This window comes from Catenulispora sp. MAP12-49, assembly GCF_041262705.1.
GTDB lineage: Bacteria > Actinomycetota > Actinomycetes > Streptomycetales > Catenulisporaceae > Catenulispora.
The window spans coordinates 623,281-649,657 of the sequence record NZ_JBGCCP010000003.1 but is presented as its reverse complement, the minus strand read 5'-3'; the positions used below and the strand labels follow the sequence as shown (position 1 = coordinate 649,657).

Here is a 26,377-nt window from a genome sequence, read left to right as displayed (position 1 = left end):
ACTCGAACACATCTACAGCGCCACAGCACTCAACCTCATCCGGCTGGACGCCTGGTGGAACGACAAGCCACTGGACCGCACCCGCACCAGCCACCTCTCCCGCCTCGAACTCGCCCTCATTGCTTAACCAAATAAATGGGCAACAGGATCGCCGCCACCACCAAACCGAAGATGTAGCACCGCACGGAGAACGGCATCGGTCATCCTCTAGTCCGCGCAGGGAGCGCGTCAGCACCGGTCAACGCAAAACCCTGTCACGAAACGCCCGGCAGGTCCACAGGCCGGCACATGGGGCGGCACCGGCCTGTGGGATGGCAGGAGTCGGGATGGCCCGACTCAGAGCCCGCCGCCGATGAGATGGAGCATTCCGAAACACCGTCTTCCATGACTTACCCGCGGCCCTCAGAACCGCGGGAATGGATCAAAGCACGTACGAGTACAGAGGAAAATCTGCCGCCAGTCAAGAAAAGATCCACTCGTACGAGTGGATCCGACCGGAACATGCCAAAGGCGCGCCCGAAGCGCGCCCTTGGTCCGTTACCGTCTTTACTCCCCCGCGCCACCCACAGCGACCTCGCCGCGCACCTGGCGGATCCGGGCGAGCACCTTGTCGCGCAGGTCCACCGGCGGCTCGTCACACCCGCAGCAGCGCTGCACGAGCTTCTTCACCATCGCGTCCAGCCCGTACTTCTCCAGGCAGGGCGCGCATTCGTCCAGGTGGCGCTTAACCGCCGCGCAGTCCTCATCGGGCATCTCGTTGTCGATGTACTCGTAGAGATGGTCGAGGACCTCGGTGCACGGCGTCTCATGCGGCTGGCCGCAGCTCATGGCGCTTCAGTTCCCTTCCGACGCGGCGGCCACCAGGCCGCGCTCCCGCGCGTAGTCCTCAAGCATCGCACGGAGTTGCCGGCGCCCGCGGTGCAACCGGGACATCACGGTGCCGATCGGCGTGCCCATGATGTCGGCGATCTCCTTGTAGGCGAAGCCCTCGACGTCGGCCAGGTAGACCGCGATGCGGAACTCCTCGCCGATGGCCTGCAGGGCCTCCTTGACGTCGGAGTCGGGCAGGTGGTCCAGGGCCACGGTCTCGGCCGAGGGCAGCCCCGCCGAGCTGTGCGACTCGGCCCGGGCCAGCTGCCAGTCCTCGATCTCCTCGGTCGGGCTGACCTGGGGCTCGCGCTGCTTCTTGCGGTAGCTGTTGATGAACGTGTTGGTGAGGATCCGGTACAGCCAGGCCTTGAGGTTGGTGCCCTCGCGGAACTGGTGGAAGGAGGCGAACGCCTTGGCGAACGTCTCCTGGATCAGGTCCTCGGCGTCGGCCGGGTTGCGCGTCATGCGCAGCGCGGCCGGGTACAGCTGGTCCAGGTAGACGAGGGCGTCACGCTCGAAGCGCTCGTTGCGGGCGTCCTCGGATTCACCGGGGTCCACGCGCGGCGCGTCTGCGGCCTTCTCCACGGGTGACACGGCCTCGGTAATGACGGCCTCGCCACGTGCGTCGTCAGCGGTCACGGCGACCGTCCTCACCTCCTCGGGGGTACCCGAAGAGCTTATCCAAGGCGTGGCCGCCGACAAATCGATCTTGACTGCCGGACGGCGCTGCTTCAGTGCCAAAGTCATTCCTGTCCCCTCGACAACGTGGTCGGACCCTTGAGGGTTCACGCGGTACAACCGAGTGGGGGACAGCGGTATTCCTGGCGGTGACGGCCCTGTGACGTGGGCCGCCCCCGCTGTGACGAACGCCTCAGGCGGCGTCGGTGATCTCCCGGGCGACCTTGCAGTCGTCGGCCATCCGGACCAGCAGGGCCTCGACCGAGTCGAACTTCAGGGTGTCCCGAATGCGCGCGGCGAACTCCACGGCGACGTGCGTGCCGTACAGGTCCAGGTCGTCGCGGTCCAGCGCGTAGGCCTCGACGCGGCGGTCGACACCGTCGAAGGTCGGATTGGTCCCGATGGAGATCGCCGCGGGGTGCCGGACCGCCTTGTCCGGCTTGTCGACGTCGGTGATCAGCCAACCGGCATAGACGCCGTCGGTCGGAACCGCCGCGAACGGCACGGTCTCGACGTTCGCCGTCGGGTAGCCGAGCTCCCGGCCCCGCTGGTCGCCGCGCACCACGACGCCCTCGACCCGGTGCGGCCGGCCCAGCAGCGCGGCGGCCTCGGCCACGTCGCCCTCGCCGATCAGGGCGCGGACCCGGGTGGAGGAGAAGCGGTTGTCGGCGGTCTCCCCCTCGGGCCCCTTCAGACTCACCGGCACCACGTCGAAGCCGTACCGGCCGCCGGCCTCCTGCAGCGCCGCGGCGTCGCCGGCGGCCCGGTGGCCGAAGCGGAAGTTGGCGCCGATCACGACCGCGCGCGCGTGCAGGCACTCCACCAGCACCGTCCGGATGAACTCCTCCGGCGACCAGCGCGAGACCTCCAGGCTGAACGGCAGCACCAGCACCGCGTCCACGCCCTCGGAAGCGAGCAGCTCGGCGCGGTGGCGCTGGGTGGTCAGCAGCGGCGGGTGGCTGCCCGGGCGCACGATCTCGCTGGGGTGCGGGTCGAAGGTGAGCACGACGGTCGGCACGCCGAGCGCGCGGCCCTGCGCCACCGCCGTGCGGACCACCTCGCGGTGCCCGCGGTGAACGCCGTCGAAGACGCCGATCGTGACGACCGAGGGGCCGAAGTCCTGCGGGACCTCGGCGGTGCCGTGCCAGCGTTCCACGGGGGTGCCTGCCTTGGGGTTGGAAGAGTCTGCCGACACACAAGAGTGCCATCCGGGGACCGCCGACGCGCAATCGGTCCCCGGTGCGATCTTTCTGGGATCTTGGACCTAGGTCCTGCGGACCGGCCGGTCAGATGAAGACCGCGACCGGCTTGGCCTTCTTCCCGCTCGGCAGATCCTCGTACAGCGCGAGGAACCGCCCGTCCGGACCGAACACGGCCACCGGCTCCCCCGGCCGCCCGGAGGGTGCCAGGAATCCGCCGTGCGCCACCGCACCGGCCTCCTCGGCGCCGACGTCCCGCGCCGGGAAGGCCGCCCGCGCGGCCACCTCCAGCGGCACGACCGGCAGCTCCCCGCCGCCGTCCACCAGGTCGGTCAGCTCGGCCAGCGGGTGCGCCAGGGCCAGTCCGTAGGGGCCGACCGCGGTGCGCCGCAGCATCGTGAGATGCCCGCCGACACCGAGCGTCGCGCCGAGGTCGCGGGCCAGAGCCCGGATGTAGGTGCCCGACGAGCACTCGACTATGGCGTCCACATCGACCAGTGCGCCCTGCCGTCGGATCGCGAGGACGTCGAAGCGGTGAATGGTCACCGGCCGCGCGGCCAGCTCCACCGTCTCGCCCTCGCGGACCCGCTTGTAGGACCGGACGCCGTCCACCTTGATCGCCGACACCGCCGACGGACGCTGCATGATCTCGCCGGTGAACGACGGAATCGCGCCACGGATCGTGTCATCTGACACGTTCGCGGCGTCGGCGCTGTCGGTCACCTCGCCCTCGGCGTCGTCGGTGATCGTGCTCTGGCCCAGGCGGATGGTGGTCTCGTAGGTCTTGCGGGTCAGGGCCAGGTGGCCCAGCAGCCGCGTGGTCTTCTCCACGCCCACCACGAGCACGCCAGTGGCCATCGGGTCCAGCGTGCCGGCGTGGCCGACGCGCCGGGTGCGCGCCAGCCGCCGCACCCGGCCCACCACGTCGTGCGAGGTCCAGCCGGCCGGCTTGTCGACGATCACCAGACCGCCGGGGCCGTCGTCGGCCTTCGTGCGCTTGCCCACCGGCTCAGGCGTCCTCGTCCTCGTCGTCGAAGTCCTCGTCGGCGCGCGGGGCCCGGTAGGGGTCCGGCTCGCCGGCGTAGGCCGCGGTGGCCGCCGTGTCCCGGACCGCGGCGTCGGACACCGCGACCTTGGCCAGCAGGTCCTCGATGTTCCGGGCGCCCTCGGGGATGGCGTCGGCGATGAAGGTCAGCGACGGCGTGTGCTTCACGCCGGTCTGCCGGCCCACCTCGGTGCGCAGGATGCCCTTGGCCGACTCCAGCGCGGCCGTGGACTCGGCCCGCTCCTCCTCGCTGCCGTAGACGGTGTAGAACACCGTGGCGTCGCGCAGGTCGCCGGTGATGCGCACGTCGGTGATCGTGACGAATCCGAGCCGGGGGTCCTTGACCCGGTTTTTGAGGGTCTCGGCGACGATCACCCGGATCCGGTCGGCCAGCTTCGCGGCGCGCGTTCCGTTGTTCGCCATGCGAACTCACTCCTTCTAGCTCGGATGCCTAGTCGTCCTCATCACTGCGCAGCCGTCTTCGGGCGCTGAGCAGCTCGATCTCCGGACGCCACGCTACGGCGCCCTCGAGATCGTCCAGGACTTCATTCACTCGTGCGGCCGTGGCCGCGACCACCGCGACGCCGATCTCGGCGCGGCGGTGGAGATCTAGATGGCCGGTCTCGGCGGCGCCGACTCCGGCGCGCCGGTCCAACTCGGCCAGGATCGGCTTCACGATCCCGCGCTTCTCCTTCAGCGAATGCACGTCGCCGAGGAGGATGTCGAGGGTCATAATCCCCACGAACACTGGACATCAGGGCCAACCCGGCCCAGGGGATGAGTTCTCTTCCCTTTACAAAGAAGAGAGTAGTCGGGGCGGCCCGGATGGGCCGCCCCATTTACCGCTACCGCGACCTACTAGGCGCGCGGCTTCTCACGCATCTCGAAGGTCTCGACGATGTCGCCCTCCTTGATGTCGTTGTACGACCCGAGGTTGATACCGCACTCGAAGCCCTCGCGGACCTCGGTGGCGTCATCCTTCTCGCGCCGCAGCCCGACGATCGTGAGGTTGTCGGCGACCACGGACCCGCCCCGGATGAGGCGCGCCTTGGAGTTCCGCCGGATGACCCCGTCCTGGACCATGCAGCCGGCGATGTTGCCGATCTTGCTGGAGCGGAAGATCGCGCGGATCTCGGCGGTGCCGAGCTGCACTTCCTCGAACTCCGGCTTCAGCATGCCCTTCAGGGCCGCCTCGATCTCCTCGATCGCCTGGTAGATGACCGAGTAGAAGCGGATCTCGACGCCCTCGCGGTCGGCCTTGGTCTTCGCCCGACCGTCGGGTCGGACGTTGAAGCCCAGGATGACCGCGTCGGAGGCCATCGCCAGGTCCACGTCGGACTCGGTGATGGAACCGACGCCGCGGTGCACGACGCGCAGGTCGACCTCGTCGCCGACGTCCAGCTTGAGCAGGGAGTCCTCCAGGGCCTCCACCGAGCCCGCACCATCACCCTTGATGATGATGTTGAGCTGCTGGACCTCGCCGGCCTTGATGACGTTCTCCCAGTCCTCGATGGAGACGCGCTTGCGGGAGCGGGCCATGGCCGCGTTCCGCTCGCGGGTCGCGCGGCGCTCGGCGATCTGCCGGGCCACGCGGTCCTCCTCGACCACCAGGAAGGTGTCGCCGGCGCCCGGGACGCTGGTCAGACCGAGCACCTGGACCGGACGCGAGGGCCCGGCCTCGGTGACGTTCTCACCGTTGTCGTCCATCATGGCGCGCACCCGGCCGTAGGCGTCGCCCACGACCATCGAGTCGCCCACGCGCAGCGTGCCGCGCTGCACCAGCACCGTGGCCACGGCGCCGCGGCCGCGGTCGAGGTTGGCCTCGATCGCCACGCCCTGGGCGTCCATGTCCGGGTTGGCCCGCAGGTCCAGCGAGGCGTCGGCGGTCAGCACGACCGCCTCCAGCAGCTGGTCGATGTTCAGGCCCTCCCGGGCGGAGATGTCGACGAACATGGTCTCGCCGCCGTACTCCTCGGCCACCAGCCCGTACTCGGTGAGCTGGCCGCGCACCTTCGTCGGGTCGGCGCCCTCCTTGTCGATCTTGTTGACCGCGACCACGATCGGCACGTCGGCCGCCTGGGCGTGGTTCAGCGCCTCGATCGTCTGGGGCATCACGCCGTCGTCCGCCGCGACCACCAGGATCGCGATGTCGGTGGCCTTGGCACCGCGGGCACGCATGGCGGTGAACGCCTCGTGACCGGGGGTGTCGATGAAGGTGATGGCCCGCTCGTTGCCCGCGACCTCGGCGACCACCTGGTAGGCGCCGATGTGCTGGGTGATGCCGCCGGCCTCGCCCTCGATGACGTTGGTCTTGCGGATGGCGTCCAGCAGGCGCGTCTTACCGTGGTCGACGTGACCCATGACGGTCACGACCGGCGGACGCACGCGCAGGTCGTCCTCGCCGCCCTCGTTCTCGCCGAAGTCGATGTCGAAGGACTCCAGCAGTACGCGGTCCTCCTCCTCCGGCGAGACGATCTGCACGGTGAAGCCGAGCTCCTGGCCGAGCAGTTCGAAGACGTCGTCGGAGACCGACTGCGTCGCCGTCACCATCTCGCCGAGGTGGAACATCACCTGCACCAGGGACGCCGGGTTGGCGTTGATGCGCTCGGCGAAGTCGACCAGCGAGGCGCCGCGGGGCAGGCGGATGGTCTGCCCGTTGCCGCGGGGCAGCATCGTGCCGCCGAGCGACGGCGCCTGCATGTTGTCGAACTCTTGACGCCGCTGCTTCTTGGACTTGCGACCGCGGCCCGGACGACCGCCGGGACGGCCGAAGGCACCCGCGGTACCGCCGCCGCCGGCACGGCCGCCGCGGCCGTAGCCGCCACCGCCGCCGGGACGGCCGCCGTAGCCGCCGCCACCGCCGCCGCCGGGAGCACCGCCGCCGGGACGCGGGGCGCCGTAACCGCCGCCACCGCCACCGCCGCCGGGACGGGCACCGGGACCGCCGGCCGGAGCGCCGGGGCGCGGACCGCCGGAGCGGCCGCCGGGACCGCCGGCCGGAGCACCCGGACGGGGACCGCCGGGGCGGCCCTGACCGGCGCCGGGACGCGGCGCGGCACGGCCGGGCATCATGCCCGGGTTCGGACGCGGGGCGCCGGGGACGCCGCCGGGACGCGGCGGCATGCCCGGACGCGGGCCGCCGTCGCCGCCGCCGGTGGAGCCGGTCGGCGGGCCCGGACGCGGCGCGGGCCGCGGGGGCTGCTGCATGCCGGTCGAGCCGGAGGACGTGAACGGGTTGTTGCCGGGACGCGGACCGGCCGGACGCGGACCCGGGGTCGGGGCGCCGGGACGGTTGCCCTGGCCCTGACCCTGGCCCTGACCGGGACGCTGGGCGCCGGCCGGACCCGGACGGGCACCGCCGGGCGCCGGGCGCTGGCCGCGATCACCGCGGTCGCCGCGGTCACCGCGATCACGGTCACGGTCACGGTCGCCGCCGGGACGCTGTCCGGGGGCGCCGGGCGTACCGGGGCGCGGACCCGGGCGACCCGGGATGCTGCCGCCGGCGGACGGGGACTGGCGCGGCGGGATCGCCCCGCCGGCACCCTGACCCTGGCCGCCCTGGCCCTGACCCTGGTTCGGGCGGTTCGGCGAGGACGCCGGGCGCGTGGGCGCCGGGGACGGAGCCGCCGGGCTGGTCGCGGCCGGGCTGGCCTCGGCCGGAGCGGCCGGAGTCTCGGGGGCGGCCGGCGCGGGGGTCTCGGCCACCGGGCTCGCAGCCGCTGCCGCCGCCTGGGCCTGCGCGGGGACCGCGGGGCCGGGCTTGGGCGCGACCGGGCCGGGGCGCGGACCGGGCTTGGGGGCACCGCCGGGACGCGGGGTGCTCGAGGTGGCCGCGGACTTCGCGGCGGGGGCCGACTGCCCGGAGGCGGCCGACCTCGCGGCGCCGCCCTTGGCGCCGCCGGATTCACCTTGCTGGATGCTGTCGATCAGTTTACGGACGACCGGCGCCTCTACTGTGGAGGACGCCGAGCGGACGAACTCACCCAGATCTTGGAGCTTGGCCATCACGACCTTGCTCTCTACTCCGAGTTCCTTGGCGAGTTCATAGACCCGGACCTTGGCCACTTCACTCCTTCTTCGGCCCGCGCCTGTTCGCGAAGCCGTCTGGTTACTGCATGGGCGTACTCATCGCGTGTTGCTGCTCATCGAGTGCTCATCGCCTGACTCGACCTGCTTCCGACTAGTACTGGGTTCTCTGTTCCACGCACCTGACGCGGACAGGGATGTCTTGCTTCAGCTGCTTTCCAACAACGCGCGGACCTCCGTTGTTTCCAACGGACCATCGACCCGCAGCGCCCGCGGGAACGCCCGCCGCTTCTCGGCGAGGGCCAGGCATCCCGGATCGGGGTGGAGATGGGCTCCACGTCCGGGCGACCGCCCTCGCAGGTCGGGGACGACAGCGCCCTCGACCGCCACGACACGCAGCAGCTCCGTCTTCGCCGCTTTTGCCCTGCAACCCACACAAGTGCGCACCGGTACGGGACGTGCCGATGCGGCAGGGCGTGCAGGAACATCCGTCTGGCTGGACACCCTTCAGTCTAGCGCCTGGATCACACCGGCGTTCGCCGGGTTATTGACGGCGGGTCAGCCCCGGACTTATAGTCAACACATCGGTTGATTAACGAGATGGTTGATTAACACTATGGTTGACGACGAAACGGCCCTGGACCGGGCGTTTACCGCGCTGGGCGACCCGGTGCGCCGGGCGATCATCGCGCGGCTGTCCCGCGGCGAGGCCACCGTGAACGAACTCGCGGACCTGTTCCCGATCACCAAGCAGGCGGTCTCCCGGCACATCGGGGTCCTGGAGGACGCCGGCCTGATCACCCGCAGCCGCGACGGCCAGCGCCGGCCCTGCCACCTGGACCCCGCAGCCCTGGAGGCGCTGACGAGCTGGATCGACGGCTATCGGCTGGCCGCCGAGAGCCGCTTCCGCAAGCTCGACGCGGTCCTGGAAGCACTGAAAGAGGAGGAAGGACGATGAGCACCAATCCCACCAATCCCACGACCATCGAGGCCCCCGAGGGCACCCCGTTCCTGGACGTGACCCGCGACTTCGACGCCACCCCGGCGCAGCTGTTCCGCGCGTACACCGACCCGAAGCTGGTCGCCCAGTGGCTGGGCCCGCGCGACCTGGAGATGGACATCGAGGAGTACGACGCGCGCCCAGGCGGCAGCTACCGCTACATCCACCACGGCGGCCACCTCGGCGACCGGCGCGCCGGGTTCCACGGCGTGTTCCACACGGTGGAGGCCGACCGGCTGATCATCCAGACCTTCGAGTACGAGGGCGTGCCGGACGAGGTGAAGCTCGACATCTGCCGGTTCACCGAGGTGGAGGGCGGGACCCGGGTGACGACGCACTCGGTGTTCCCCTCGATGCAGACCCGTGAAGGTGCGCTGGCGTCCGGAATGGCGCACGGTATCGAGGAGTCGATGGCGCGGCTGACCGAGCTGCTGGCCCGGGGAGTGTGAGCGGATGAGCAAGGTCGTCATGGCCGACGCGGTCTCGCTGGACGGGTTCCTGGCGACCGACCAGGACCAGGTCGGACCGCTGCACGATTTCTACTTCAACGGCGACACCCCCGTCACCGCGGGGAACCAGCCCATGTCGTTCAAGGCCTCGGCGGTCTCGGCCAGCTACCTGGACGCCCAGTGGTCCCGCATCGGCGCGATGGTCATCGGCCGCCGGCTGTTCGACATCACCAACGGCTGGAACGGCGTCCCGGTGGCCGGCGACCGGGTGTTCGTGGTGACGCACAGCGTCCCCACCGACTGGGAGCTCCTCGGCGCGGCCCCGTTCACCTTCGTGACCGACGGCGTCGCCAGCGCCATCGCGCAGGCGAAGGAGGTCGCCGGCCCCGACCGGGACGTCTCCCTCAACGGCGGCGACGTCGGCGGCCAGGCCTTCGCGGCCGGGCTGGTCGACGAGCTGGACGTGGCGCTGGTCCCGGTGGTCTTCGGCTCCGGGAAGCGGTTCTTCGGCGACTACGCCGACGGCCAGATGCTGCTCGACGATCCGACTACGGTGGTGCAGGGCGACCGGGTCACGCACCTGCACTACACGGTGCGCAAGACGGTGCATGAGGACGAAGTGCGCACGGACGGAGACGGCTGAGGAGGCCGGCTCGCAGACGCGGCCGCGCACGGTGCACCGAGGGGGTGTTCGCCGAGCACGGCCGCGGTCCGTTCGAGGGCGGGGTCGACCAGCGCGCGAGTCAGCTCAGCCCGCGGCCCAGGAAGCCAGCATCCGCAGCGAGTCCGCGGTCGGACTCCCGGGCGGCGCGGTGAAGACGATCATCGTCAGGTCCGGATCGGCCGCGACCGACAGCGCCTGCCAGTCCAGCAGCATCGGGCCGACCACCGGATGGTCGAAGCTCTTGCGGAAAGTATCCGTGGCGCGCACCTCGTGGCCGCCCCACCAGCGGCGGAAGTCCGGGTCGCGGTCCAGCAGCTCGCTCACCAGCTCCGCCATGCGGCGGTCGCCCGGCATCAGGCCGACGCTCATGCGCATCCGCGCCACGCTGACCGAGGCGACCTCCTCCCAGTTGCGGTGCATGCCCCGGACCCGCGGCTCCAGGAACAGCATGCGGATCATGTTCCGCTCGCGCGGCGGCATCTCGGCGAAGTCGAAGTAGAGCGCCACGGCGAGCGCGTTCCAGCCGACGATGTCCCCGCGCGGGTCGATGACCAGGGCCGGAACGTCCCGCATGGCGTCCAGCAGGTGCCACACCAGCGGGCCGACGACGGTGCCGCCGGCCGGTTCGGCGGCGGTGCTCCGGGGACGCGTCGGCGGCTGCGCCAGGATCCCCAGGTAGGTGCGCTCGGCCTCGGTCAGGCGCAGCGCCATGGCGATGCCGTTCAGCACGCTGTCCGAGGCCGTGGTGACGCGGCCCTGCTCCAAGCGCGTGTAGTGGTCCACGCTCATGGCCGCGAGCTGGGCCACCTCCTCCCGGCGCAGCCCGCGCACGCGCCGCGGGTTCCCGACCGCGGGCAGGCCCACGGACTCCGGCGCGACAGCCGCACGCTTCGACTTGAGGAAATCACCAAGCTCGCTCACGTCTCCAGCATCGCATCCGGGCCGCCCGCGTTCCTGGGGCAGCCGTCCCCAGGAACAGGTGAGCTCTGGTTGCCCCGGCCGACCCGGACGACGCTGGTCGCCATGAGCACTCTGAACATCGAAACCACCACCCGCATCGTCGCCGCCGGCCAGGAGGCCGCCGCCGGGATCGGCGTCGCCATGAGCATCGCGATCGTCGACACCGCCGGAAACCTCGTGGCCTTCCAGCGCATGGACGGAGCCTGGCTGGGCTCCGTCGACCTCGCCCAGCGCAAGGCGCGGACCTCCGCGCTGTTCCCGATGCCGAGCGCCGTCCTCGGCGAGATGTCCCAGCCCGGCGGCCCGATCTACGGCATCGAGGCCACCAACGGCGGCCTGGTGTCCTTCGGCGGCGGCCTGCCGCTGGCCGCCGCCGACGGCACAGTCATCGGCGCGGTCGGCGTCTCCGGCGGTCTGGTGGACCAGGACGTCTCCGTCGCCGAGGCGGTCGCCAAGGCGGTCTGACACCCCCTGTTGGGCTACGGCGTCTTCGCGAGCTGATCGCCGGAGGCGCCGTACGCCGTCGCGGCCACGAGCTTGACGCCGGGCGCGAGGAAGGTGACGACGAACGATCGGCCGCCGACCCGGAGCGGGATGAGCCGAGAGGTGGTCCCGTCGGACAGCGTGGCGACCACATGATCGACCGCGTTGTTCACATCGGCCAGCTTCAGGTCGCGCGCACCGAGCTGGTAGTCGCGCAGGGACAGCACGGTCGCGGCCGGCGGGGCCGCCGACGAGCAGTCGGGGCCGAAGCCGGTGGCCCCGGTCAAGCCTTGCGGCACCGACACCTGGAAGCACACGCCGAACGGGCCCATGTCGACCGTGGCCGTCACCAGCGTCGACGCGGGCGCCATCGTGTCCGAAAGGAGGGTCTGCTTCACCGCCGCCTGCGTCGGCGTCGTCCCAGCCGGGTACCAGGTCTCGACCAGATTCGGCATATCGGCCGGCCCGATATACGGCACCGTATACGCGATGGCCTTTCCATCGGCGGCGTACGTATCGAGGCGCGCGATGCCCTGCTTGGGCGGCACCGCGAAGAGCGCATAGCGGCGGCCGGAGACCCGCGCGACAGTCGGGGTCCACACCGCACCGTCGGTCCCGGTCAGCGTCACATGGTCCACATCCGCCCGCAGCTGGGCGATGTAGAAATCCACCTCGCCGAAGCCACCACTGCTGGTGAGGGACACCGGGTCGGTCGCCGCAGGGAACTCTCCCAGGCAGCTTTCCGCGCTAGTCGTGCCCCACCGCCCCGACACGTCACCCGGGCAGTGGGCAGGGACCGGGTCTTCCGTCGCGAAAGACCACTCCTTGCCGTCGATCGTCCCCGACGCCAGCACGGTCCGGTGCCCCCCGCTGGACACCCCCGCCGACCCGCCACCGCTCAGCACCGTCGGCACGCCGACCGCCAGCGCCGCCACCGCCGCCAGTCCGGCCGCGAGCCCCGCGCGCCGCCTGGCCTTGATCACCCGGCCGTGACCGACCAGCGCGTCCAGCGGCACGACGCCCGGCCGGACCCGGTCCAGGTCCCGGTGCAGGCGCTCTTCCAGAGTCTCGTCGTTCAGCATGGCAGGCTCCCGTCCTGGAGCTGAGGGCTGGTGCGGAGCTTGGCCAGGGCGCGCGAGGCCTGGCTCTTGACGTTGCCGACCGAGCAGCCGAGCACCGCCGCGGCCTGGGTCTCGGTCAGTCCGTCCCAGTACCGCAGCATCACCACCGCGCGCTGCTTCGGGGGCAGCTCCATGAGCGCCGCTATCAGGTCGCTGCGCTGGTCCAGGGCGTCGGTGCCGTCGGCGGTCACCGGTTCGGGCAGGTGCGGCCCGGTCATCTCCCGGACCCGGCGCTTGCGGAACCGGGTGTGGTGCGCGTTGATCAGGATGCGGCGGACGTAGGCGTCAGGATCGTCGGCACGCCGGACCCGGCCCCAGGACGCGTACGCCTTCGACAGCGTGATCTGGGCCAGGTCCTCGGCGTGGCCGACGTCGCCGGTGAGGCCGTAGGCGAACCGGACCAGCGCCGGCCAGCGGCCGACCGCGAACTCGCGGAACTCCGCCTCGGTGCCCGGTGCCTCACGGCTCGCCGCCCCAGAGCCCGCCGTCCCCTCCCCGTCCAACCCCTCGGCATGTCTCACTGCCCCCACCGCCTTGGTCGGTTAGTCATGACACCCAAGACAGCAGGATGCCGACAGACCGTTGCATGCCAATAAGGGCCCTCCTGAAGGAGGGCCCTTATTGGCAGTGCTCGCTACTCCGTCACCGGCTCCGCGTCCGAGCGGATGTCGATCCGCCAGCCGGTCAGCCGCGCCGCCAGCCGCGCGTTCTGGCCCTCCTTGCCGATGGCCAGCGAGAGCTGGAAGTCCGGCACGATCACCCGGGCGCTGCGCTGGTCCAGGTCGACGACCTGGACCTTGGACACCCGGGCCGGGGACAGCGCGTTGCCGACCATCTCGGCCGGGTCCTCGGACCAGTCCACGATGTCGATCTTCTCGCCGTGCAGCTCGGCCATCACGTTGCGCACCCGCGCGCCCATCGGGCCGATGCAGGCGCCCTTGGCGTTCACCCCGGCGCGGTGCGAGCGGACCGCGATCTTGGTGCGGTGGCCGGCCTCGCGGGCGATCGCGGTGATCTCCACCGCGCCCTCGGCGATCTCCGGGACCTCCAGCGCGAACAGCTTCTTCACCAGGTCCGGGTGCGTGCGCGAGAGGGTCACCTGGGGGCCGCGCTGGCCGCGGCGGACGTCCACCACGTAGCACTTCAGGCGCTCGCCGTGCCGGTACTCCTCGCCGGGGACCTGCTCGGCGGCCGGGAGGGTGCCCTCGATCTTGCCGATGTTCACCAGCACCGCGCGCGGGTCGCGGCCCTGCTGCACCACGCCGGTGATCAGGTCGCCCTTGCGGCCGGAGAACTCCCCGAAGGTCTGCTCGTCCTCGTGGTCCCGCAGCCGCTGCAGGATCACCTGCTTGGCGGTGGTGGAGGCGATGCGGCCGAACTCGTTCGGGGTGTCGTCGTACTCCCGGGTGGTGCCGTCCTCGATGTCCTCCACGGCCCACACGGTGACGTGGCCGCTGCCCCGGTCGACCTGGACCCGGGCCCGGGCCTTGGCGCCGTCGGTGCGCTTGTAGGCGATCAGCAGCGCCGCCTCGATGTCCTCGACCAGCTTCTCGAAGGGGATCCCGCGGTCCTTCTCCAGGTCGCGCAATGCACTCGTGGGGATGTCCATGGTCGTCAGCCCTCCTCGTCCTCGTCGACGTCCTCGATGGCGGCGGCGTCGTCCTCGTAGTCCTCGTCGGCCTCGTCGTCGTCCTTGCGGTTGAACTCGATCTCCACGCGCGCCTTGGCGACCTCGGCGAAGGCCAGCCGCCGCTCCTGGGTGGTCGACGGCTGCCCCTTCTTCTTGCCGGGCACCTCGACCTCCAGCAGCACGCCGTCCTCGTCGACGTCCAGGATCCGGCCGGTGAGCTCGCCGCCGTCGCGCAGGACCGCGCGCACCAGCCGGCCCTTGGCCCGGAGCCAGTGCTTGGGCTGGGTCAGCGGCCGGTCGGTACCCGGGGAGCCGACCTCCAGCACGTAGGGCTCCTCGCCCATGACCGCGACGCCTTCCGGGCTGTCGAGCACGTCGGAGACCACCCGGGTGATGTCGGAGACCGCGTCCAGGGAGACACCGTCGTCGCTGTCGACGACGACCTCGACGCGGCGCCGCCGGGCCACCTGCGAGACGCGGACCGCCTCCAGGTCGTAGCCGGCGGCGGTGACGACCGGCTCCAGCAGCGCTTGCAACCGGTCCGCCGGGGATCCGGATCGGGGGGTGCTCATCGTTCTCCTTGTGCAGTTGTCGTGCAGTTGTCGGCCGTCGTGCCGTCGCTTCGTTGCCAACACAGTATCCGTTCCGCACCGGGGCGCGCTCACGTCGGCACGGCGTCGGGAATCGCTACACTTTGCCGGTGACCTGGGTGCCCGTGGAGCTGACGAGACGCACGATGCTCACTGTTACGGGTGTGGCACTGTTAGGCGCGTGTTCCTCCCCTGCCGAAACCAGCAGGCCCGGGAGCTCTTCGGGTGAACCGGAGCCGGCCGAACACGCGGACCCGGTGCGGGACCGTGCCCTGGCCGCCGAGGCCGATCTGCTGAGCCGTTACGACGCCGCCTTGGCGCTCCCTTCCGTGACCGCCGACCACGCCCTCAGCGCGAAGCTGACAGCGATCCGCGCGGAGCACGCCGCGCACGCGGCCGCCATAAAGCAGGGCTATACGCCGCCCTCGGCTCCGGTGTCCTCCCCCGCTCCGTCCGCTCCGGGCGCCACCACCTGGTCCCCTCCCGCCACGACGGACACGAAGACCGCCGTGACGGCGCTGGCCGGAGCGGAGCAGCACGCTGCGAGCGACCGGACGGCGGACATTTTGGCCGCCGACGGCACGACCGCGATGCTCCTGGCATCCATCGCCGCCGCCGAGTCCGGCCACGCGGCCCTGCTCCTGGGAGCCTCCGCATGAGCGCGCTTCAGACCGCTTTGGGGAACGAGCACGCCGCGGTGTACGGATACGGAGTCCTGGCGGTCCACCTCGTCGGCGCCCAGCGAACCGCCGCACAGAACGCCTACGACACTCATAGGGCGCGCCGAGACATCCTCATCGGGCTGATCGAGGCACAGGGCGATAAGCCCGTCGCCGCAGCGCCCGCTTATGCGATCCCGTTCCCGGTGAACACCGCAGCAGACGCCACGCGGTTGGCGACACAGTTGGAGGAAGGGCTCGGCGCCTCCTATGCGGACGTCGTCCAGTCCTCAAATGGAGACACCCGGCGCACCGGACTGGAGTGGCTGACGGACTCCGCAGTCCGCGCGGTGCGCTGGCGCGGAAGCTCTGTAGCGTTCCCGGGACTGCCCGAACGGGACTGACCCGGGAACCGCTCGGATCAGTCCTGCCCGCCGCCGATCGCGTCGGAGAAGTTCTGCAGCTCCCCGGACAGGGTCGAGTCCACCGCTTCGGACAGCATCCCTCCGGACTGGTCGTCGTTGACCTTCGACCCCAGATCGTCGAGCTTGCTCTGCAGATCGTGCAGGGTGCTGCCCTTCATGTGGTGCTGCTTGGCCTGCTGCGCCGTGTTCTCCGCGTCGGCCAGCGCGTTCTGCAGATCGCGCCCCGTGTTGGGGTCCATGGTCGCCGCGCCCTGCGCGATGTAGCCGTCGATCTGGGCCCGCATGGCTTCCAGATAGCCGACCGGGTCCGTCTTCGGGTTCATGGTCGGCGCGTTGGTGGAGGCCGGCCCGCTGGAGGAGGTGGTCGGCGCGCCCGACGGCGACGTGGCCGTGCCGGACGGCGCCGTAGCGGATCCGCTCGGGGTGCTCGCGGTGATGCCCGGCGGCGGGGCCGAGGTGCTCCGCTTCTCCGCCTGCGAGCCCTTCATGAAGACCGCGGTGCCGGCCGCCGCGATGAAGGCGATGACCAGCGCACCGAGGACCATCCAGATCCAGTTCCAGCGGCGCGGGGGCGGCGGTCCGGGGAAGGTCGGCTGCGCCGGGTAGGAGCCGCCGTCATCGTCGTCGTGCGGGACGCTGCTCTGCGCCGGGACACGCGGCCCCATGTACGCGGGCTGCTCCTGGGCGGCCAGGTAGGACGGCGGCTGGGCGGCCTGGTAGGGCTGCCGCATCACCATCGTCCGGTTCGCCGGCGGCCGCGCCATGCCGGGGATGTCGGCCGGAGCGCCGCGCAGTTCCAGGACGGCGGCCACGGTCGCCGCGGCCGGCCGCTCCATGGGGTCCTTGGCCATGCACTGCCGGTAGATCGCGGCTATCTGCGGGGGCAGGCCCGCCGTCGGCAGCGGCGGCGGGAGCTTGTGCAGGTGGGCCTTGACCACGTCGTCGACCGTCGCGCCCTCGAACGGCGCGCGGCCGGTGACGCACCAGTAGAGGATGCAGCCGAGCGCGTACACGTCGGAGGCGGGCAGCGCCCCGCGTCCGGTCAGCTGCTCCGGCGCCATGCACGAGGGCGTGCCGACCACCAGGCCGGTGCGCGCGTCGGTGTCGGAGGAGGCCTGCGCGATGCCGAAGTCCAGGAGCTTGACCCCGTCGGACATCAGCATGACGTTGCCGGGCTTCAGGTCGCGGTGGATGATGCCGACCTGGTGCACCGCCTCCAGCGCGCTGGCCAGCTGCGCGCAGGCCAGCCGGGCGTCGTTCTCGATCAGCGGGCCCTGCTCCAGCCGGTCCTCCAGGTTCAGCCCGGCCAGCAGCTCGGTGACCAGCACCGGCTGGAAGTCGCCGGCCCCGTCCTGCCACTCGATGTAGTCGAAGACGGTGGTCACCCGCGGATGCGCCAGCCGCGCCAGCGCCAGCGCCTCGCGCCGCAGCTGCTCACGGCCTGCCGGGTTCGCGGCCGCGCCGCCGTGCAGCAGCTTGACCGCGACCAGCCGGTCCAGGCTCGAGTCCTGCGCCTCCCAGACGACCGCACTGCTGCCCGACCCCAGGGGTCGGGTCAGGCGGTAACGCTCGGCTATGACGGTGCCGGGGGTCGGTGCATCCATGGAGGTGATTATTGCGCGTCACCCTTACCGGACGACGCCCTACCGGCAGTGATCCAATCGTGTGCTGAGCAGACGAGGCACGCCGCCGCCGGAAAGATCCCGGCGGCGGCGTGCCTCACGCTTGCCCGACGCTTGCCCGACGACTGCCCTGAGCGCGGCGTACGCTCAGCCGCGCACCAGCGCGTGCACGTGCTCGACCAGGTCCGGCACCGCGACCTCGGTCTTCTCCCCGCTCTGGCGGTCGCGGACCTCCACGACGCCGTCGGCGAGGTTCCTGCCGACCACGACGATGGTCGGGATGCCGATCAGCTCGGCGTCCTTGAACTTCACGCCGGGCGAGACGCTGCCCATGCGGTCGTCGTACAGGACCCGGACGCCGCGCGCGCCGAGCTCCTCGGCGTAGCGGTTCGCGGTCTCGTAGATCGCCTGGTCCTTGCCGGCGGCCACGATGTGCACGTCGGCCGGGGCCACCTCGCGGGGCCAGACCAGCCCGAGCTCGTCGTGCAGCTGCTCGGCCAGGACCGCGACGGCGCGCGAGACGCCGACGCCGTAGCTGCCCATGGTGACGCGGACCGGCTTGCCGTCCTTGCCGAGCACGTCGAGCTTGGCGGCGTCGGCGTACTTGCGGCCGAGCTGGAAGATGTGGCCGATCTCGATGCCGCGGTCGATGGACAGCTCGTGGCCGCAGCGCGGGCACAGGTCGCCGGGCCGCACCTCGGCGGCCTCGACGGTGCCCTCGATGTCGAAGTCGCGGCCGGCCACCGCGTAGGCGACGTGCTTGCCGGCCTCGTTGGCGCCGGTCACCCAGGCGCTGCCGACGGCGACCCGCGGGTCGACCAGGTACTCGTACCCGGCCTCCTTCAGCCCGACCGGGCCGATGTAGCCGCGCACCAGCTTCGGGTGCTTGCCGAAGTCCTCGGCCTCGAACATCTCGACCTCGCCGGGGGCCACCGCGGCCTCCAGGCGCTTGAGGTCCACCTCGCGGTCGCCGGGCAGGCCGACGATCAGGACCTTCGGCTCCTTCACGCCGGGGTAGCGGACCTTGACCACGACGTTCTTCAGCGTGTCCTTGGCCGCGATCTCGATGCCCAGCCCGTTCACCACGGTGACCAGCGACTCGATGGTCGCGGTGTCGGGGGTGTCCAGCACCTGGAGCGCGGGCTGCGCGGAGGCGTCCTGCGGCGCGGGGACGGCGGTCTCGACGGCCTCGACGTTGGCCGCGTAGCCGCAGTTGTGGCACGCCACGTACGTGTCCTCGCCGGTGGGCGCGGTGGCGAGGAACTCCTCGGAGGCCGAGCCGCCCATCGCGCCGGACACCGCCGAGACGATCTTGTACTTGATGCCGAGGCGCTCGAAGATCCGGATGTAGGTGTCGCGGTGCTGCGCGTAGGAGTGCTTCAGGCCCTCGTCGTCCAGGTCGAAGGAGTAGGAGTCCTTCATCAGGAACTCCCGGCCGCGCAGGATGCCGGCGCGCGGACGCGCCTCGTCCCGGTACTTGGTCTGGATCTGGTAGAGCGTGACCGGCAGGTCCTTGTAGGACGACACCTCGCTCTTCACCATGTCGGTGAACATCTCCTCGTGCGTGGGGCCGAGGAGATAGTCGTTGCCGCGGCGGTCCTGGAGGCGGAACAGGTTGTCGCCGTACTCGGTCCAGCGGCCGGTCGTCTCGTAGTACTCCCGGGGCAGAAGTGCGGGGAACTGGACCTCCTGCCCGCCCATGCGGTCCATCTCCTCGCGCACGACGCGCGTGACATTCTCCAGCACCTGCTTGCCCAGGGGCAGCCAGGAGTAGATGCCGGGCGCGACGCGGCGGACGTATCCACCCCGGACCAAGAGCTTGTGGCTCGGGACCTCGGCGTCCGCCGGGTCCTCGCGCAGGGTTCGCAGGAACAGCGACGACATACGCCAGATCACGGAGTGCTCCTTGTGTTCGATCGGGAAAAGTGACGCGCCCAACGAAAGCCGCGCCGGCGGACACTTCTGTCCTGCGAGGATATCCGGCTCGAGCGTGATCGCTTGCCGTTTGGCTCTTCGCACACGCCTTCAACAGCGCGTAAAGACTCTCCCGTATTCACGTTAGGCGGGTTACCGTGCGGATATGGCTGCGAAGACCCGGAACGACGTCCTCCGGGTGAATATGGACCCGGCGCTTGGCGATCTGGCGCTGGCCGAGGCACGGGACGCGCTGGCGTCCGGGGAATGGGGACCGGCGCGCGACGTCCTGGCCGAGACGCGCAGCGCGGTCGACGGACCGCAGTGGGACCGGCGCAGCCATCGGGTCCGCGTGCTGGCCGAAGCGGTGGCGAACTCCTCCTGGGTGGAGCGCTGGCAGGTGCTGGAGCCGGTGAATCCGGACGCCGCACTGCTCCGGGCGCAGGTGGAGACGGTCCGCACGCTGCGGGCGGCACTGACCGGCGGCGCCGGGGTGCCCGAGACCGCGGCCGAGGCCCTGGATCTGTGCACGCACGCCGCCGAGATGGCCCCCGAGGACCCGACGCCGTGGGTGATCATGCTGACCCTGGCGCGCGCCGCGGACCGCGGGCGCAAGAGCGGGCGCGAGGAGTTCTGGCAGCACTGGCAGCAGATGCGCGCGCTGGACGCGTTGAACCGTGACGGCCACCACGAGGCGCTGATCTACCTGTTCGACGCGTGGTGCGGCTCGCACCAGGAGATGTACGACTTCGCCTATTGGCTGGCCGGAGAAGCACCGCCGGGATCCCCCCTGGCGGCGCTCCCCTTGGTCGCGCACGCAGAGGTCTTCAGGACCGCGAACGTGGGAGTCCCCAGGCAGCGCCAAGCGCCGCACGCCCACTGGTCGCGGGACCTGGTGACCGCTGATGTGGACCGCGTCCTGCGCAGCTGGCTGGGCTCGGCGATAGAGCCGCACGCCCAGGCCGACCTGGACCGGAACTACCTGCTGCACGCGATGGTCTACTCGGGCCTGGTCGACACCGACGAGACCCGGGCCCTGTACGACGCGATCGGCTCGCACGCGATGCGCGTGCCATGGTCCTACACCGGGGACCCGGCGGCCACGTTCCTGTACTGGCGTGACCAGGCGTTCCACGCGGATTCCCCACGCCGCTGACGGTCTGGTCCGAATCCCGCTAGTAGCAGGCGCTCCCCTGCGCGAGACTCGAAGCATGCCTGAATCCGCTCTCCAGGACGACTTCGACACCTACTACCGGGCCGTGGCCAGCCGCGACACGCGGTTCGACGGCCGCTTCTTCACCGGCGTGACCACCACCGGCATCTACTGCCGGCCGATCTGCCCGGCCCGCACCCCGAAGCCGGAGAACGTGCGGTTCTTCCGGGTGGCCGCGGCCGCCGAGGCCGCCGGCTTCCGGACCTGCCGCCGCTGCCGGCCCGACAAGGTGCCGGGCTCGCCGGACTGGAACGTGCGCGCCGACCTGGCCGGCCGGGCGCTGCGGCTGATCGCCGACGGCGCCGCCGACCAGCAGGACGGGGTGGCGGCGCTGGCCCACACGCTGGCGGTGAGCGAGCGGCACCTGCACCGGGTGCTGGTCGCCGAGCTCGGCGTCGGGCCGCTGACCCTGGCCCGCTCCCGCCGCGCGCAGACCGCGCGCCTGCTGCTGGAGTCGACGGCGCTGCCGGTCTCCGACGTCGCGTTCGCCGCCGGCTACGGCTCGATCCGCCAGTTCAACGACTCGGTCCGGGAGGCGTTCGGCGCCACCCCGAGCGAGATCCGCGTCCGCTTCGGCAGCGGCGCGGCGGCGGCCGAGCTGGCCGGGAGCGCGGTGGACGGGGACGGGGCGCTGACGCTGCGGCTGACCTACCGGACGCCGTTCGACTTCGGCGCGCTGCTCGGCTGGTTCGGGAACCGCGCGGTGCCGGGCGTCGACGAGGTGGTGGGCTCGGGCGCCGAGGCGGTCTACCGCCGGGCGCTGCGCCTGCCGCACGGCACCGGACAGGTGGAACTGCGCGACGACCAGGGCGTGGTGCACGCGCGGCTGGTGGTGGACGACCTGCGGGACGTCGCGGTCGCCGTCCGCCGCTGCCGGGACCTGCTGGACCTGGACGCCGACCCGGCCCAGGTGGACGCGGTCCTGGCCGGCGACCCGGCGCTGGCACCGCTGGTCGCCGCGCGGCCCGGGCTGCGGGTCCCCGGCGCGGTCGACGGCTTCGAGATCGCGGTGCGCGCGGTGCTCGGCCAGCAGATCAGCGTGGCCGCGGCCCGCACCATGACCGCCCGACTGGTCCAGCGTTTCAGCGCGGTCGAGCTAGCCGCCGAGGCGGCGCTGGTCCCGGACGCGGCATTGGTTCCGGGGGGCGCGCTGATTCCGGGGGGCGCGCTGGTCCCGGAATCGGCGCTGATTCCGGACGCGGCCGCCCCGGTAAGTCACTTTGTCGATAAGAAGGCGGACCTCACACCCTTCCCGCGCCCCGAGACCCTGGCCGAGGGCGACTACGAGGGCCTCGGCCTCACCCGGCGCACCGTCTCGACCCTGCGCGCCTTGGCCGCCGCCGTCGCCGGGGGCGGGCTCGCCCTGGACCGGGGCGTGGACCGCGCCGAGGCGCGCGCCAAACTGCTGGCCGTCCCGGGCATCGGCCCCTGGACCGCCGACTACGTCGCCCTGCGCGTGTTCGGCGACCCCGACGCCTTCCCGGTCGGCGACCTGATCGTCCGCCGCCAGGCCGAGCGCCTCGGCCTGCCCGGCGCCGAGAAGGCCCTGCTGGCCCACGCCGAACGCTGGCGCCCCTGGCGGGCGTACGCCGCACTGCATCTGTGGGCCGGCGCGAGCGACCCCGTCACCGGACAAGCTGAAGGAAACGAAGGAACAGAACAGTGAGCACCCTGACCTACACCACCATCCCGACACCGGCGGGCCCGTTCACCGTGCTCGCCGACACCGACGACACCGTGTACGCCGCCGGCTTCACCGCCGATCCGGCGTTCCTGGCCGGCATGCTGAGCGCGCCGCTGCCGGAGAAGGGCCCGCACGACCGTGTGGCCGAGCGCGTGGCGGCGTACTTCGCCGGGGACCTGGCCGCGCTCGACGACGTGGCCGTCGCCTACCGGCCCACCGGGCCGTTCCGGACCGCGGCCTGGGACGCGATGCGCGCGGTCAAGGCCGGCGACACCATCAGCTACACCGAACTCGCGGCCACGGCGGGGAACCCCGCGGCGGTCCGGGCGGCCGGGTCGGCGTGCGCGTCCAACGCGATCGCGCTGTTCGTGCCCTGCCACCGGATCGTCCGCAGCGACGGCTCCAGCAAGAACTTCCTGTACGGCCTGGAGTGCAAGGCCACGCTGCTGGCGCACGAGAAGCAGCACGCGGGGGTCTGAGCTCAGGGTTCGGAGAGAGCTCCGGGTTCAAAGAGAGCTCAGAGCTCAGAGCTCGGCAGCCGGTCGGTCGCTCATCTGCGTGGCCTGGTTCGGGAGGAAGCCGGGTGGCATCTCACCGACCGGTGCCACCTCGAACAGCACTTGGAAACCGATCCCGTACTTCTCCTCGATGCTGTGTCCGATCGGTCCGCACTCCGCCCACGGGAGCAAACGCATAGCGCGAAACTCCGCGGGTTCGTGCTTATAGGCCGCCAGCTGCAATGGCTCCCCGCCGCCGACCCTCGGCGCGACGGTCCACGCGACTGGATTCTCCCGAGGCGAAGCCAGGCCGAGGAACAACGCACCGCCGTACTCGACCCACGCGACGTGTTCTGTCCGTCGGCCCACGGAGAGCGTCCCGTAGAGGTAATCGACCATCTCGACCGTGTCCGCGTCCTCCCGGATGTCCCGGAAGTGATCGTTCACAATCTTCCCCAGCTTCTCCTTCAGAGCCACGTCCACGTGTGCGCTCTGTTCCGAGGCCGTCCTTAGCGAATAGAACGCTATGGCCGCCCTGTCATCCACCCTGTAGTAGGCACAGGCAGGGGTCGCGTTATAGAGCTTCACCAACAGCTTGTTTCGCGCCCCTTCCGGCAGGTCGTTCCGGATCCGGTTCAGCAATGCCAGGTTCCGTGCGACCCCGGCGGAGACGTCGATGCCCCTCAGGTCCGCGCTGCGCTGCCGGGCCGCGTCGGCGGTCGGGTCCAGCAGCAGGATCTCGACCCGCACCTCGTTGTCCGCGGCCAGCACGTGCCGCAGGGCGGCGACGCAGCGGAGCCGCTCGTCCGCCTCGTCGCCCTCCGCGGTGGTGTCGTCCAGGACGTTGCTGGACGTGTCCATGATCCGCACCAGGTCGTCGCAGCGTTCCAGCCGCTCGATGAACTTCAGATAGGGGAAGCGCTCGTAGCCGGTCATCGGCGCGTATTCCGCGATGCTGCCGAACTTCTCGTTCGCGAAAGCGCGGATCGCCAGGAACACCGGAGACAGGAAGAACGCCACAAGCAGCGCTCCGGCCACGTCGCCGGTGACCCCGCGGAAGAATTCCTTCCACTGTCCCTTGTCCGGATGCACCCACGCCATGGTGAGCGCGATCGCCACCGTCGCCAGCGTCACCGACGACGACCAGGCCACCACCGCGCTCATCCGCCGCTGCCGCAGCCGCCGCACCCAGCCCGGCTGCCCCTGCGGGGCGTCGGCGGGGTCGCGCTCCCGGTCCCGGTCGCGCTCCCCCTCCCGGTCCTCGTCGCGTCGCGCCGGAGCGAAGCCGTTCTCCGGGCTCGGGAACTCTTGGCGGATCTCCTCGGGCATGACCACCCCCTTCGGTGTCGGGAATCGCCCATCAGAGCATTCCCAAACCGGTAGCGAGTGGAACAAGTCAGAACAATGTCAGAACAGGATCGACGCGAAAGCGCCGACCTCCTCGAAGCCGACTTTGCGATAGACGGCGCGGGCCGGAGCGTTGTAGTCGTTCACGTACAAGCTCACGACTGACGCGAAATCGCGGAGCGCGTACTCCACGACCGCCGCCATCCCAGCCGCCGCGATGCCCTTGCCGCGCAGCGCCGGATGCGTCCACACCCCCTGGATCTGGCACGCCTGGTCGGTCACCGCGCCGATCTCCGCCTTGAACACCACGTGCCCGTCCTCGATCCAGGCGAAGGCCCGGCCGGCGTGGACGAGTTCGGAGACGCGCGCGCGGTAGGAGTTGCCGTTGTCGTCGCCCACCGGCGAGACCCCGACCTCTTCGGTGAACATCGCTATGCAGGCCGGCAGCAGCGTGTCTATCTGGTTCGGCGTCACCGGCTTCACCCGGAAGTCCGGCTCGACCGTCGGGGAGGAGCCGCGGATCTCCATGAGCGGCTGGCTGGAACGCACCTCGCGGGCCGGGCCCCAGGTCGGCCGGACCTGTTCCCACAGCGCCATCGCGGCCTCGGCCGGACCGACGATCGAGGAGCAGCGGCGGCCCTGGCGGCGGGCGCGCTCGGCGAAGGCGCGCACGGCCTCCGAGCCGGCCTCGACGGGGACCAGGTTCGCCCCGGAGTAGCACAGCGCGTCGAGCTTGCCGTTCACCACGTGGCCCCAGACCTCGCCGCCCAAGCGCCAGGCGTCCAGCCCGGAGGCCTCGACCCGGGAGGCCACGAAGACGTTCGCGACCGGATCGCGGGCCAGCAGGGCGCGGACGTCGGCCAGATCGGCCACGCCCAACAGCCTGGTGCTGGTCCCGCGGACCCTCGACAACACGCTCATCGCCCGATCACCAGTTCACTGTACGTCGCGGAAACGGCTGCGCACCGACCATGCGGCTATTCGGTGCGCAGCCGTGACCGGAAAACGCTCTACAGGGGCTCGGAGAACTCTCTGGAGACGCTCCCCAGGGCCCCATATAGGACGGTACTGGAAGCCGGGCCTTAAAGCGCGGCGTTCACAGACTCCACGATTTCGCCAGTCTCGGCGTCGATCTCCAGCCCCATCTCCGCGGCGATCTTGAACGCCTCCTCGATCAGCGTCTCCACGATCTGCGCCTCCGGCACGGTCTTGATGACCTCGCCGCGCACGAAGATCTGGCCCTTGCCGTTGCCCGAGGCCACGCCGAGGTCGGCTTCGCGCGCCTCGCCCGGACCGTTCACCACGCAGCCCATGACCGCGACCCGCAGCGGCACCTTCAGCCCGTCGAGGGCGGCGCTGACCTGGTCGGCGAGCTTGTAGACGTCGACCTGGGCCCGGCCGCAGGAGGGGCAGGAGACGATCTCCAGGCCCCGCTTGCGCAGGCCCAGCGACTCCAGGATCTGCTGCCCGACCTTCACCTCCTCGACCGGAGGCGCGGACAGGGAGACCCGGATGGTGTCACCGATGCCCTCGGCCAGCAGCGCGCCGAAGGCGACGGAGGACTTGATGGTGCCCTGGAACGCCGGGCCGGCCTCGGTGACGCCCAGGTGCAGCGGGTAGTCGCAGGCCTCGGCCAGCTGCCGGTAGGCGTTGATCATCACGACCGGGTCGTTGTGCTTGACCGAGATCTTGATGTCGCGGAAGTCGTGCTCCTCGAACAGCGAGCACTCCCACAGCGCGGACTCCACCAGCGCCTCGGCGGTGGCCTTGCCGTACTTCTCGTACAGGCGCTTGTCCAGGGAGCCGGCGTTCACGCCGATGCGGATCGGGACGCCGGCGGCCTTGGCCGCCTTGGCGATCTCGCCGACCTTGTCGTCGAAGGTCTTGATGTTGCCCGGGTTCACCCGCACCGCGGCACAGCCGGCGTCGATGGCGGCGAAGACGTACTTCGGCTGGAAGTGGATGTCGGCGATGACCGGGATCTGCGACTTCTTCGCGATCATCGGCAGCGCGTCGGCGTCGTCCTGGGAGGGCACCGCGACCCGCACGATCTGGCAGCCGGCGGCCGTCAGCTGCGCGATCTGCTGGAGCGTGGCGTTCACGTCCGCGGTGAGAGTGGTGGTCATCGACTGCACGGAGACCGGGGCGTCCCCGCCGACGGGGACGGAACCCACCATGATCTGGCGGGACTTGCGGCGGATGGCAAGCGGCTTGGTCGGTAGTGCGGGCATGCCCAGCGCGATGGCGGTCAAGTTCTCACCGTTCCGTGAATGGTTTCTACTCGCCTCAACGCTACGGCAC

General features: G+C 71.0%; 27 protein-coding genes. 9 read left to right on the top strand and 18 right to left on the bottom strand.

The genetic code is table 11. The features are described 5' to 3' along the window. Positions 1-546: 546 nt before the first annotated feature. The 8 genes from rsrA to ABIA35_RS10025 form a co-directional block, all read right to left on the bottom strand. Positions 547-828, bottom strand: a complete 282-nt coding sequence (rsrA, locus tag ABIA35_RS10060) for a mycothiol system anti-sigma-R factor (protein WP_370338242.1) — start codon at positions 826-828, stop codon at positions 547-549. Positions 829-834: 6 nt separating this feature from the next. Then, complete coding sequence (locus ABIA35_RS10055) at positions 835-1,455, bottom strand: sigma-70 family RNA polymerase sigma factor (RefSeq protein WP_370338480.1); 621 nt, start codon at positions 1,453-1,455, stop codon at positions 835-837. A gap of 286 nt (positions 1,456-1,741) precedes the next feature. After that, on the bottom strand, positions 1,742-2,704 hold the full coding sequence (locus ABIA35_RS10050) for a bifunctional riboflavin kinase/FAD synthetase (RefSeq protein ID WP_370338240.1): 963 nt from the start codon (positions 2,702-2,704) through the stop codon (positions 1,742-1,744). Between the two features lie 130 nt (positions 2,705-2,834). Next, entirely contained in the window at positions 2,835-3,752 is a 918-nt protein-coding gene (gene truB / locus ABIA35_RS10045) for a tRNA pseudouridine(55) synthase TruB (RefSeq protein ID WP_370357627.1), read from the bottom strand. Between the two features lie 4 nt (positions 3,753-3,756). Further along, positions 3,757-4,215, bottom strand: coding sequence for a 30S ribosome-binding factor RbfA (gene rbfA, locus ABIA35_RS10040; protein WP_370338235.1), 459 nt, complete (start codon positions 4,213-4,215; stop codon positions 3,757-3,759). 28 nt (positions 4,216-4,243) lie between these two features. Then, complete coding sequence (locus tag ABIA35_RS10035; protein WP_370338233.1) at positions 4,244-4,525, bottom strand: DUF503 domain-containing protein; 282 nt, start codon at positions 4,523-4,525, stop codon at positions 4,244-4,246. Positions 4,526-4,650: 125 nt separating this feature from the next. Further along, positions 4,651-7,857, bottom strand: a complete 3,207-nt coding sequence (gene infB / locus ABIA35_RS10030; RefSeq protein WP_370357626.1) for a translation initiation factor IF-2 — start codon at positions 7,855-7,857, stop codon at positions 4,651-4,653. Positions 7,858-8,025: 168 nt separating this feature from the next. After that, positions 8,026-8,253 (bottom strand): YlxR family protein, encoded by a 228-nt coding sequence (locus ABIA35_RS10025; RefSeq protein ID WP_370338228.1) that lies wholly within the window; start codon positions 8,251-8,253, stop codon positions 8,026-8,028. Positions 8,254-8,434: 181 nt separating this feature from the next. Here ABIA35_RS10025 and ABIA35_RS10020 point away from each other — a divergent pair, with 181 nt between their 5' ends. The 3 genes from ABIA35_RS10020 to ABIA35_RS10010 are packed head-to-tail and all read left to right on the top strand — an operon-like array spanning position 8,435 to position 9,910. Further along, positions 8,435-8,776 carry an ArsR/SmtB family transcription factor gene (locus tag ABIA35_RS10020; RefSeq protein ID WP_370338226.1) on the top strand — a complete coding sequence of 114 codons (342 nt, stop codon included), beginning with the start codon at positions 8,435-8,437 and terminating at the stop codon, positions 8,774-8,776. Continuing rightward, a complete protein-coding gene (locus tag ABIA35_RS10015; protein WP_370357625.1) occupies positions 8,773-9,267 on the top strand; it encodes an SRPBCC family protein in 495 nt (164 codons plus the stop codon). The genes ABIA35_RS10020 and ABIA35_RS10015 overlap by 4 nt, the downstream gene beginning before the upstream one ends. 4 nt (positions 9,268-9,271) lie before the next feature. Next, positions 9,272-9,910 (top strand): dihydrofolate reductase family protein, encoded by a 639-nt coding sequence (locus tag ABIA35_RS10010; RefSeq protein ID WP_370338222.1) that lies wholly within the window; start codon positions 9,272-9,274, stop codon positions 9,908-9,910. Between the two features lie 105 nt (positions 9,911-10,015). On the opposite strand, the gene ABIA35_RS10005 is transcribed toward ABIA35_RS10010, so the two are convergent. Next, a complete protein-coding gene (locus ABIA35_RS10005; protein WP_370338220.1) occupies positions 10,016-10,852 on the bottom strand; it encodes a helix-turn-helix transcriptional regulator in 837 nt (278 codons plus the stop codon). A 102-nt stretch (positions 10,853-10,954) separates the two neighbouring features. Between ABIA35_RS10005 and ABIA35_RS10000 the strand changes: the two genes are divergently transcribed. Beyond that, positions 10,955-11,356: a heme-binding protein gene (locus ABIA35_RS10000; protein ID WP_370338218.1), complete on the top strand. Its 402-nt coding sequence runs from the start codon at positions 10,955-10,957 to the stop codon at positions 11,354-11,356. Between the two features lie 14 nt (positions 11,357-11,370). On the opposite strand, the gene ABIA35_RS09995 is transcribed toward ABIA35_RS10000, so the two are convergent. The 4 genes from ABIA35_RS09995 to rimP all read right to left on the bottom strand — a co-directional run bounded on the left by ABIA35_RS09995 (position 11,371) and on the right by rimP (position 14,697). After that, positions 11,371-12,456 (bottom strand): hypothetical protein, encoded by a 1,086-nt coding sequence (locus tag ABIA35_RS09995; RefSeq protein ID WP_370357624.1) that lies wholly within the window; start codon positions 12,454-12,456, stop codon positions 11,371-11,373. Continuing rightward, a complete protein-coding gene (locus ABIA35_RS09990; protein WP_370357633.1) occupies positions 12,450-12,998 on the bottom strand; it encodes a SigE family RNA polymerase sigma factor in 549 nt (182 codons plus the stop codon). The genes ABIA35_RS09995 and ABIA35_RS09990 overlap by 7 nt, the downstream gene beginning before the upstream one ends. A 131-nt stretch (positions 12,999-13,129) precedes the next feature. Next, positions 13,130-14,104: a transcription termination factor NusA gene (nusA, locus tag ABIA35_RS09985; protein WP_370338214.1), complete on the bottom strand. Its 975-nt coding sequence runs from the start codon at positions 14,102-14,104 to the stop codon at positions 13,130-13,132. Positions 14,105-14,109: 5 nt separating this feature from the next. Next, positions 14,110-14,697, bottom strand: coding sequence for a ribosome maturation factor RimP (rimP, locus tag ABIA35_RS09980; protein WP_370357623.1), 588 nt, complete (start codon positions 14,695-14,697; stop codon positions 14,110-14,112). 275 nt (positions 14,698-14,972) lie between these two features. Here rimP and ABIA35_RS09975 point away from each other — a divergent pair, with 275 nt between their 5' ends. Together ABIA35_RS09975 and ABIA35_RS09970 are read left to right on the top strand one after the other, a co-directional pair. Further along, a complete protein-coding gene (locus ABIA35_RS09975; protein WP_370357622.1) occupies positions 14,973-15,374 on the top strand; it encodes a hypothetical protein in 402 nt (133 codons plus the stop codon). After that, a complete protein-coding gene (locus ABIA35_RS09970; RefSeq protein WP_370338209.1) occupies positions 15,371-15,778 on the top strand; it encodes a ferritin-like domain-containing protein in 408 nt (135 codons plus the stop codon). Before ABIA35_RS09975 ends, ABIA35_RS09970 begins: the two co-directional genes overlap by 4 nt. Positions 15,779-15,795: 17 nt before the next feature. Here the strand turns inward: ABIA35_RS09970 and ABIA35_RS09965 are convergent, their stop codons facing one another. Together ABIA35_RS09965 and ABIA35_RS09960 are read right to left on the bottom strand one after the other, a co-directional pair. Beyond that, the gene (locus ABIA35_RS09965; RefSeq protein ID WP_370338207.1) at positions 15,796-17,403 is read right to left on the bottom strand and encodes a protein kinase; all 1,608 of its coding nucleotides are present in this window, start codon (positions 17,401-17,403) and stop codon (positions 15,796-15,798) included. A gap of 165 nt (positions 17,404-17,568) precedes the next feature. Then, positions 17,569-19,317 carry a proline--tRNA ligase gene (locus tag ABIA35_RS09960; RefSeq protein ID WP_370357621.1) on the bottom strand — a complete coding sequence of 583 codons (1,749 nt, stop codon included), beginning with the start codon at positions 19,315-19,317 and terminating at the stop codon, positions 17,569-17,571. Between the two features lie 184 nt (positions 19,318-19,501). Here ABIA35_RS09960 and ABIA35_RS09955 point away from each other — a divergent pair, with 184 nt between their 5' ends. The 3 genes from ABIA35_RS09955 to ABIA35_RS09945 are packed head-to-tail and all read left to right on the top strand — an operon-like array spanning position 19,502 to position 22,711. Continuing rightward, a complete protein-coding gene (locus tag ABIA35_RS09955) occupies positions 19,502-20,491 on the top strand; it encodes a hypothetical protein (RefSeq protein WP_370338203.1) in 990 nt (329 codons plus the stop codon). A 55-nt stretch (positions 20,492-20,546) separates the two neighbouring features. Beyond that, on the top strand, positions 20,547-22,214 hold the full coding sequence (locus ABIA35_RS09950) for a DNA-3-methyladenine glycosylase 2 family protein (RefSeq protein ID WP_370357620.1): 1,668 nt from the start codon (positions 20,547-20,549) through the stop codon (positions 22,212-22,214). Beyond that, entirely contained in the window at positions 22,211-22,711 is a 501-nt protein-coding gene (locus ABIA35_RS09945; protein ID WP_370338199.1) for a methylated-DNA--[protein]-cysteine S-methyltransferase, read from the top strand. The genes ABIA35_RS09950 and ABIA35_RS09945 overlap by 4 nt, the downstream gene beginning before the upstream one ends. Positions 22,712-22,756: 45 nt before the next feature. On the opposite strand, the gene ABIA35_RS09940 is transcribed toward ABIA35_RS09945, so the two are convergent. From ABIA35_RS09940 to ispG, 3 genes are all read right to left on the bottom strand, one after another. Next, positions 22,757-24,058 carry a hypothetical protein gene (locus ABIA35_RS09940; protein ID WP_370357619.1) on the bottom strand — a complete coding sequence of 434 codons (1,302 nt, stop codon included), beginning with the start codon at positions 24,056-24,058 and terminating at the stop codon, positions 22,757-22,759. Positions 24,059-24,136: 78 nt separating this feature from the next. Next, complete coding sequence (locus tag ABIA35_RS09935; protein ID WP_370338195.1) at positions 24,137-24,997, bottom strand: GNAT family N-acetyltransferase; 861 nt, start codon at positions 24,995-24,997, stop codon at positions 24,137-24,139. A 161-nt stretch (positions 24,998-25,158) separates the two neighbouring features. Next, complete coding sequence (gene ispG, locus ABIA35_RS09930) at positions 25,159-26,328, bottom strand: flavodoxin-dependent (E)-4-hydroxy-3-methylbut-2-enyl-diphosphate synthase (protein ID WP_370357618.1); 1,170 nt, start codon at positions 26,326-26,328, stop codon at positions 25,159-25,161. Between the last annotated feature and the right edge of the window lie 49 nt (positions 26,329-26,377).

Excerpts from the sequence above, each read along its gene's own strand:
- rsrA (WP_370338242.1), bottom strand. The coding sequence starts at position 828 with ATGAGCTGCGGCCAGCCGCATGAGACGCCGTGCACCGAGGTCCTCGAC.
- ABIA35_RS09940 (WP_370357619.1), bottom strand. The coding sequence starts at position 24,058 with ATGCCCGAGGAGATCCGCCAAGAGTTCCCGAGCCCGGAGAACGGCTTC.
- nusA (WP_370338214.1), bottom strand. The coding sequence starts at position 14,104 with ATGGACATCCCCACGAGTGCATTGCGCGACCTGGAGAAGGACCGCGGG.
- rbfA (WP_370338235.1), bottom strand. The coding sequence starts at position 4,215 with ATGGCGAACAACGGAACGCGCGCCGCGAAGCTGGCCGACCGGATCCGG.
- ABIA35_RS09965 (WP_370338207.1), bottom strand. The coding sequence starts at position 17,403 with ATGGATGCACCGACCCCCGGCACCGTCATAGCCGAGCGTTACCGCCTG.
- ABIA35_RS10020 (WP_370338226.1), top strand. The coding sequence starts at position 8,435 with ATGGTTGACGACGAAACGGCCCTGGACCGGGCGTTTACCGCGCTGGGC.
- ABIA35_RS10000 (WP_370338218.1), top strand. The coding sequence starts at position 10,955 with ATGAGCACTCTGAACATCGAAACCACCACCCGCATCGTCGCCGCCGGC.
- rimP (WP_370357623.1), bottom strand. The coding sequence starts at position 14,697 with ATGAGCACCCCCCGATCCGGATCCCCGGCGGACCGGTTGCAAGCGCTG.
- ABIA35_RS09970 (WP_370338209.1), top strand. The coding sequence starts at position 15,371 with ATGAGCGCGCTTCAGACCGCTTTGGGGAACGAGCACGCCGCGGTGTAC.
- ABIA35_RS09995 (WP_370357624.1), bottom strand. The coding sequence starts at position 12,456 with ATGCTGAACGACGAGACTCTGGAAGAGCGCCTGCACCGGGACCTGGAC.
- ABIA35_RS10035 (WP_370338233.1), bottom strand. The coding sequence starts at position 4,525 with ATGACCCTCGACATCCTCCTCGGCGACGTGCATTCGCTGAAGGAGAAG.
- ABIA35_RS10015 (WP_370357625.1), top strand. The coding sequence starts at position 8,773 with ATGAGCACCAATCCCACCAATCCCACGACCATCGAGGCCCCCGAGGGC.
- ABIA35_RS10010 (WP_370338222.1), top strand. The coding sequence starts at position 9,272 with ATGAGCAAGGTCGTCATGGCCGACGCGGTCTCGCTGGACGGGTTCCTG.
- ABIA35_RS09955 (WP_370338203.1), top strand. The coding sequence starts at position 19,502 with ATGGCTGCGAAGACCCGGAACGACGTCCTCCGGGTGAATATGGACCCG.
- ABIA35_RS09935 (WP_370338195.1), bottom strand. The coding sequence starts at position 24,997 with ATGAGCGTGTTGTCGAGGGTCCGCGGGACCAGCACCAGGCTGTTGGGC.
- ABIA35_RS09950 (WP_370357620.1), top strand. The coding sequence starts at position 20,547 with ATGCCTGAATCCGCTCTCCAGGACGACTTCGACACCTACTACCGGGCC.